This is a genomic window from Pseudonocardia sp. (assembly GCF_025965585.1).
Classification (GTDB): Bacteria; Actinomycetota; Actinomycetes; order Mycobacteriales; family Pseudonocardiaceae; genus Pseudonocardia.
In genome coordinates, this window is sequence record NZ_JAOPWR010000428.1 from 46,057 (window position 1) to 52,413 (window position 6,357).

A 6,357-nucleotide genomic window follows, 5' to 3' on the forward strand; every position below is an offset into this window, starting at 1 on the left:
GTGATCAGCGCCCGGATCGGGAACCTCCGGCCGGGATGCCGGCGTTGCACTGTTGGCAGGCCCGCACGTAGGGGCCCCTCACGAGACAGGATCCATGGACCCGTCAGGTAGTACCGGCACCGCCCTCGCAGGGCGGTCCCTGCGGCCCGCGAAGGCCGCCTCATGATCATCGACATCCTCACCGTCCTGGCCGGCGTGCTCGTCGTCGTCGCGATCACCGCGCTGACGGGCTACTTCGTCGCCCAGGAGTTCGGCTACATGGCCGTCGACCGGGCGCGCCTGCGTGCCCGTGCCGGGGCCGGCGACACCGGCGCCCGCCGCGCCCTCGACGTCACCGACCGCACCTCCTTCATGCTCTCCGGTGCCCAGCTCGGCATCACCGTCACCGGCCTGCTCGTCGGCTACGTCGCCGAGCCCCTGATCGGCGCGGGCCTCGGCTCGCTGCTGGGCGGCGTCGGCGTGCCCACCGGTGTCGGCATCGCGAGCGGCACGGTGCTGGCCCTGCTGCTCGCCACCGTCGTCCAGATGGTGTTCGGCGAGCTGTTCCCCAAGAACCTCGCGATCGCCCGGCCCGAGCCGGTGGCCCGCGCGTTGGCGCTGTCCACCACCGTCTACCTCAAGCTCTTCGGCTGGCTGATCAAGCTGTTCGACGCCGCGTCGAACCTGCTGCTCAAGGCCCTGCGCATCGAGCCGGTGCACGACGTGGAGCACTCCGCCACGCCGCGCGACCTGGAGGCGATCATCGACGAGTCCCGCGACAGCGGTGACCTCGACGAGGAGCTCTCCACACTGCTCGACCGCGTCCTGGACTTCACCGACCGCTCCGCGCGTGCCGCGATGATCCCCCGCCCGCGCGTGGCCTCGATCCCCGCGGACGCCACGGTGGCCGAGCTGGTCACGATCATGGCGTCGGGCCACTCCCGGCTGCCCGTGCTCGGTTCCGGCGCCGACGACGTCGTGGGCGTCATCTGCCTGCGCGACGTGCTGGCGCTCGAAGGCCAGGACCTGTCCGCGATCCGCGTCGCCGATGCCGCGCGCCCGCCCGTGCTGGTGCCGGCGTCGCTGCCGTTGCCCGCCGTGCTGGCGGCGCTGCGCGAGGCCGACGACGAGTTCGCCTGCGTCGTCGACGAGTACGGCGGCCTGGCCGGCGTCATCACGATGGAGGACATCGCCGAGGAGCTCGTCGGCGAGATCACCGATGAGCACGACCCGGCGGGCGTCGACCGTCCTCGGATCGGTGACGGCGAGTGGACCGTCGACGGCGCGATGCACATCGACGACGTGGAGCGGCTCATCGACGCCGACCTGCCCGACGAGGACGGCGACTACCAGACCGTCGGCGGCCTGGTCATCGACCTGCTGCAGCGGCTGCCCGAGGTCGGCGACACCGTGGCGCTCGTGCTCGAGCCCGAGGAGGAGGACGGCCCGCCGCGGCACCTCGAGATCACCGTCTGCGATGTCGGGCGCCGGGTACCGTCCACGGTCCTGCTCGCCTGGGCCCGCGTGGACGCGGAGGTGGAGGCGTGAGCACCGGCGTCGCCATCGTCATCTCGGTGGTCCTGATCGCGCTCAGCGCGTTCTTCGTGGCCGCGGAGTTCGCGCTCGTCGCGGCCCGCCGCTACCGGCTGGAGGAGGTCGCCGCGTCCAGCGCGTCGGCCCGTGCGGCGCTGAAGAGCGCCAAGGACCTCTCCATGCTGCTCGCCGGCTCCCAGCTCGGCATCACGCTGTGCACGCTGGGGCTCGGCGCGCTCGGCAAGCCTGCGGTGGAGGTGCTCCTCGCGCCGCTGTTCGGCGGGCTGGGCGAGACCGCGGCGGGCGTGCTGTCGTTCGTGCTGTCACTGCTCATCGTGACGTTCCTGCACCTCGTCGTGGGCGAGATGGCCCCGAAGTCGTGGGCCATCGCGCATCCCGAGCGCTCGGCCACGCTGCTCGCGCTCCCGATGCGCGCGTTCATGGTGGTCACCCGGCCGCTGCTGGTCGGCCTCAACGGCCTGGCCAACTGGTGCCTGCACCGCGTGGGCGCCGAGGCCGTGGACCAGGTCGGCGAGGGCCGCAACCCCGACGACCTGCGTGACCTCGTCGAGCACTCCGCCGTGACGGGCGCCCTCGACGCCGAGCGCCACGACCGGCTCGTCACCGCGCTGGACCTCGACATGCTCCCGTTGCGCGAGGTCGTCCGGCGCCGCGCCGAGGTGGCCGCGGTGCCGGCCGGCGCGAGCACGGCCGACATCCGCGCGGCGTCCCGGGAGAGCAGCCACCTTCGGCTGCTCGTCACGGGGCCGGACGGCCTCCCGGTGGGTGTCGTGCACGTCCGCGACGCCCTCACGGCGCAGGCCGGCACCGCCGCCGACCTGATGCGCCCGGTGCCGACGCTGCAGGCGGAGACCCCCCTGCACGACGCGCTCGGGGCCATGCGGGACGGGCGTAACCACCTCGCGCTCGTGGCCGACGGTGACGAACTGCTCGGGCTCGTCACCATGCAGGACCTCTTGGACCGGCTGCTGCCTGCCGCCGTCTAGTTCTTTTCCACCATCCGGAAGCAGGCTTGTGAGGGTCGGTGGCGCCCCGTTTCACTGCGCCACCGACTCCTGGAGGTCAGCGATGACGCCACAGTGCCCGTCCGGCCTGACGCTCGTCCTCGTCCACGGCGCGTGGCACGGGCCGTGGGTATGGGAGCGCCTCGTCGCCGAGCTCGACGACGTCCCGACCCGCACCGTCGACCTGCCGTCGGTGGGACCCGACCCGGCGCGCCTGGGCGACCTCCACGCCGACGCGACGGCGATCCGCGAGGTGGCGGCGGGGATCGACGGACCGGTGGTGGTCTGCGCCCACTCCTACGGCGGGGCGCCGGCCACCGAGGGCGTCGCCGACCTCGGCAACGTCGTCGGGCTCGTCTACCTGTGCGCGTTCCAGCTCGACGTCGGGGACTCGCTGGCCAGCACCGTCGGCGGCGAGCCGCCGGACTGGTGGGACCTGCACCCGGACGAGGGCTACGTCGACGCACTGCGCCCCGCCGAGATCTTCTACGCCGACGTCGACGTCATCACCACCGCAACGTCGATCGGGAGGCTGGGCCACCAGTCCCTCACCGCGCTCGGCCAGCCGCTCACGACCGCCGCGTGGCACACCGTGCCGAGCACCTACGTGATCTGCGAGCAGGACCGGGCGATCCCCGTGGCCGCGCAGGAGGCCATGTCCCGGCGCGCGAAGAACGTCCTGCGGATGGCGAGTTCGCACTCGCCGTTCCTGTCGCACCCGGCGGCACTGGCCGGGATCCTGCGGGCGGAGCTGGCGCGCGCGGCCGGATGATCAGCGCTACGCTCCGCTGCACCTCCGTAACACCCAGGGAGATGCCGCACCCAGGGAGATGCCATGAGTCCCCCGACCCTGCGTCCCGCCGATCTGGACGACAGCGCGCTCGCGAAGGTGCGTGCGCTCGAGGAGCAGCTGGGCGTGCCGCTGGTGGCGTACGCGCCCGAGACGCCGTACGCCCCGCTGACCGAGGACCAGGTGGCCGACCTGCAGCGGGCCGAGGCCGAGCTGGGCGTTCAGCTGCTGGCCTACCGGTCCTGACGAACGGGGCCGGGGGCGGTCCGACCGAACCGCCCCGCGCCGTCAGGAGCCGATGAGCCGCGCGGCGAGGTAGCCCTCGACCTGGTCCAGCGCCACCCGCTCCTGCGCCATGGAGTCACGCTCGCGGATGGTGACGGCCTCGTCGTTCAGCGTGTCGAAGTCGACCGTGATGCAGAACGGGGTGCCGATCTCGTCCTGGCGGCGGTAGCGGCGGCCGATGGCGCCGGCGTCGTCGAACTCGATGTTCCAGTTCTTCCGCAGCTGCGCGGCGAGGTCGCGCGCCTTCGGCGAGAGATCGGCGTTGCGGCTCAGCGGGAGCACCGCGGCCTTGACGGGGGCGAGGCGGCGGTCCAGCCGCAGCACCACGCGGGTGTCGACGCCGCCCTTGGCGTTGGGCGCCTCGTCCTCGGTGTAGGCCTCGATGAGGAACGCCATCATCGACCGGCCCACGCCCGCCGCCGGCTCGATCACGTACGGGCGGTACCGGGTGCCGCTGGCCTGGTCGTAGAACGACAGGTCGACGCCCGAGTGGTTGCTGTGCGTCGTCAGGTCGAAGTCGGTGCGGTTGGCGATGCCCTCGAGCTCGCCCCACTCCTGGCCGGTGAAGTTGAACTTGTACTCGATGTCCACCGTGCGCTTGGAATAGTGCGACAGCTTCTCCTTGGGGTGCTCGTACTGCCGCAGGTTCTCGGGCGCGATCCCCAGGTCGGTGTACCAGCGGGTGCGCTCGTCGATCCAGTACTGGTGCAGCTCCTCGTCGGTGCCGGGCTCGACGAAGTACTCCATCTCCATCTGCTCGAACTCGCGCGTGCGGAAGATGAAGTTGCCGGGCGTGATCTCGTTGCGGAAGCTCTTGCCCATCTGGCCGATGCCGAACGGCGGCTTCTTGCGCGACGTGGTCTGCACGTTGAGGAAGTTGACGAAGATGCCCTGCGCCGTCTCGGGCCGCAGGTAGGCCAGGCCCTCGTCGGACTTCACCGGGCCGAGGTGCGTCTCCAGCATCATGTTGAAGTCCTGCGGCGCGGTGTACTGGCCACGGGTGCCGCAGTTGGGGCACGGGACGTCGGAGAGGTCGTCCTCGGTGGCGAGCTTGCCGGTGCGCTCGACGTACTCCTCGGCGAGCTGGTCGGCGCGGAAGCGCTTGTGGCACGAGAGGCACTCGACCAGAGGGTCGTTGAACACGCCGACGTGGCCTGAGGCGACCCACACCTGGCGGGGCAGGATCACCGAGGAGTCGAGGCCCACGACGTCCTCGCGGCCGGTGACCATCGACTTCCACCACTGCCGCTTGATGTTCTCCTTGAGCTCGACGCCCAGAGGGCCGTAGTCCCACGCGGAGCGCGTACCGCCGTAGATCTCCCCCGAGGCGAAGACGAATCCACGGCGCTTCGCGAGCGCGACGATGGTCTCGATCTTGGCGGATGACGGCTTGCTGGCCACGGACACTCCAGAACGGAAGGGACATGCGGATGACTCCAGAGTAGCGAGGTGCGCAGCGCCCCTGAACGGTGGCGGCCGGGGGTCGGGGCGCCCACCCCATCTGCGCGCCGTTTTGCGTCCTCGCACCGTCCACGGAGGGTGCGAGGACGCGAAATCGCGCGCGGATCGGCCTCAGGCTCGGTCGAAGGACGCGCGGATCCGGGCGACGACCGGTGCGAACCTCGGCGGCAGCTCGTCCCACGTCCAGCGGACCACACCGACCTGCTCGTCACGGACCCGGTCCTCACGGATCTTCTCCGCGACGACGGCATCCGCTGCCGTCTGTTCTGGCGCAAGCAGCCGCCCGTACTTCGCCAACCCGTCGAACTCACCGGCGGTGCGGAACATCGGCCACCAGAAGTCGACCTCCGCCCCGGTGCCCGGTATCTCGTACTGCAGCACGGGCGGCGGCAGACCGGCGCGGTGGATGGCCAGCCTGCTCAAGGTCTCGCCGGGACTCATCGATCCCGCGTCCGCGAAGGCGATCACCCGCCGAGCCCGCGGCGTGCCGCTCCGATGCGCACCGCGCCCGACGGCGTCGGTGAGATCGTCGGGCACGACGAGATGGCGATGCAGTGCTGCGTCCGCCGGGACCAGCGCCTGTTCGAACGACTCCGAGCGGGCGAGATCTGCGACGGTCCGGGCCACCGAGGTGACGGCGACTCCGTCGACCTCCACGATCTCGTCGCCGTCGAGGGCCGCGACGTGCACATGCAGCAGTGAGGTACGTCGTCCGCCCGAGCGACGATCCTTGGTGACGTGGACACGGTCCAGCGCCGTGCGCCACAGCGGGAGTCCGTGCAGCACCGCTGCCGAGGCGTGGCTGGCCACCGCATCCGGGGCGACCTTGCGCACCGTCGCGCGGACGAGGAGAACGTGTCTCGCGAACACGTCCTCGAGCCGCGGATCATCGGCCGGCAGGTACGCGCCGGGACGCAGCGTCGTCAGCGACTCGGACGCCCGGAGTTGACGCAGCTCGTCGTCGGTGACCCCGGAGGCCAGCAGAAGCGGCCGGAGCCCGATCTCGGAAGGACTGTTCTCCACGACGACGAGCCTGCCGCCCGCCCCCATCGCTCGCGGCCGAATGAGCGAACCTGTGGACAACCCTGATCCGCGCGCCGTTTTGCGTCCTCGCACCCTCCACGGAGGGTGCGAGGACGCAAAATCGCGCGCAGATCGGGATGGGCTCAGGCCAGGAGGCTCGGGTGCTCCGTCGCCTCCCCGTTCCTGGCTTCCACCAGCGTCTCGTACGTGCTCGTGTCCGGCTCCGCCTCCGACAGCAGCGGCACCACGTGCTCGCGCACC

Annotated in this window: 6 protein-coding genes; 4 read left to right on the top strand and 2 right to left on the bottom strand. The window is 71.4% G+C overall.

The features are described 5' to 3' along the window. The first annotated feature begins 162 nt into the window (after positions 1-162). The 4 genes from JWR81_RS26425 (at position 163) to JWR81_RS26440 (ending at position 3,573) form a co-directional block, all read left to right on the top strand. Positions 163-1,527: a hemolysin family protein gene (locus JWR81_RS26425; RefSeq protein WP_297658722.1), complete on the top strand. Its 1,365-nt coding sequence runs from the start codon at positions 163-165 to the stop codon at positions 1,525-1,527. After that, positions 1,524-2,519 carry a hemolysin family protein gene (locus tag JWR81_RS26430; RefSeq protein WP_297658724.1) on the top strand — a complete coding sequence of 332 codons (996 nt, stop codon included), beginning with the start codon at positions 1,524-1,526 and terminating at the stop codon, positions 2,517-2,519. Before JWR81_RS26425 ends, JWR81_RS26430 begins: the two co-directional genes overlap by 4 nt. Before the next feature lie 82 nt (positions 2,520-2,601). Beyond that, positions 2,602-3,309, top strand: a complete 708-nt coding sequence (locus tag JWR81_RS26435) for an alpha/beta hydrolase (RefSeq protein WP_297658726.1) — start codon at positions 2,602-2,604, stop codon at positions 3,307-3,309. A 63-nt stretch (positions 3,310-3,372) separates the two neighbouring features. Continuing rightward, positions 3,373-3,573, top strand: a complete 201-nt coding sequence (locus JWR81_RS26440) for a hypothetical protein (protein ID WP_297658728.1) — start codon at positions 3,373-3,375, stop codon at positions 3,571-3,573. Between the two features lie 42 nt (positions 3,574-3,615). Here the strand turns inward: JWR81_RS26440 and JWR81_RS26445 are convergent, their stop codons facing one another. Together JWR81_RS26445 and JWR81_RS26450 are read right to left on the bottom strand one after the other, a co-directional pair. Then, on the bottom strand, positions 3,616-5,013 hold the full coding sequence (locus JWR81_RS26445) for a glycine--tRNA ligase (RefSeq protein WP_297658730.1): 1,398 nt from the start codon (positions 5,011-5,013) through the stop codon (positions 3,616-3,618). Positions 5,014-5,184: 171 nt separating this feature from the next. After that, positions 5,185-6,096, bottom strand: coding sequence for a hypothetical protein (locus JWR81_RS26450; protein WP_297658732.1), 912 nt, complete (start codon positions 6,094-6,096; stop codon positions 5,185-5,187). Between the last annotated feature and the right edge of the window lie 261 nt (positions 6,097-6,357).

Bases quoted from the DNA above. Each gene is read 5' to 3' on its own strand.
- JWR81_RS26425 (WP_297658722.1), top strand. From the start codon at position 163: ATGATCATCGACATCCTCACCGTCCTGGCCGGCGTGCTCGTCGTCGTC.
- JWR81_RS26435 (WP_297658726.1), top strand. From the start codon at position 2,602: ATGACGCCACAGTGCCCGTCCGGCCTGACGCTCGTCCTCGTCCACGGC.
- JWR81_RS26440 (WP_297658728.1), top strand. From the start codon at position 3,373: ATGAGTCCCCCGACCCTGCGTCCCGCCGATCTGGACGACAGCGCGCTC.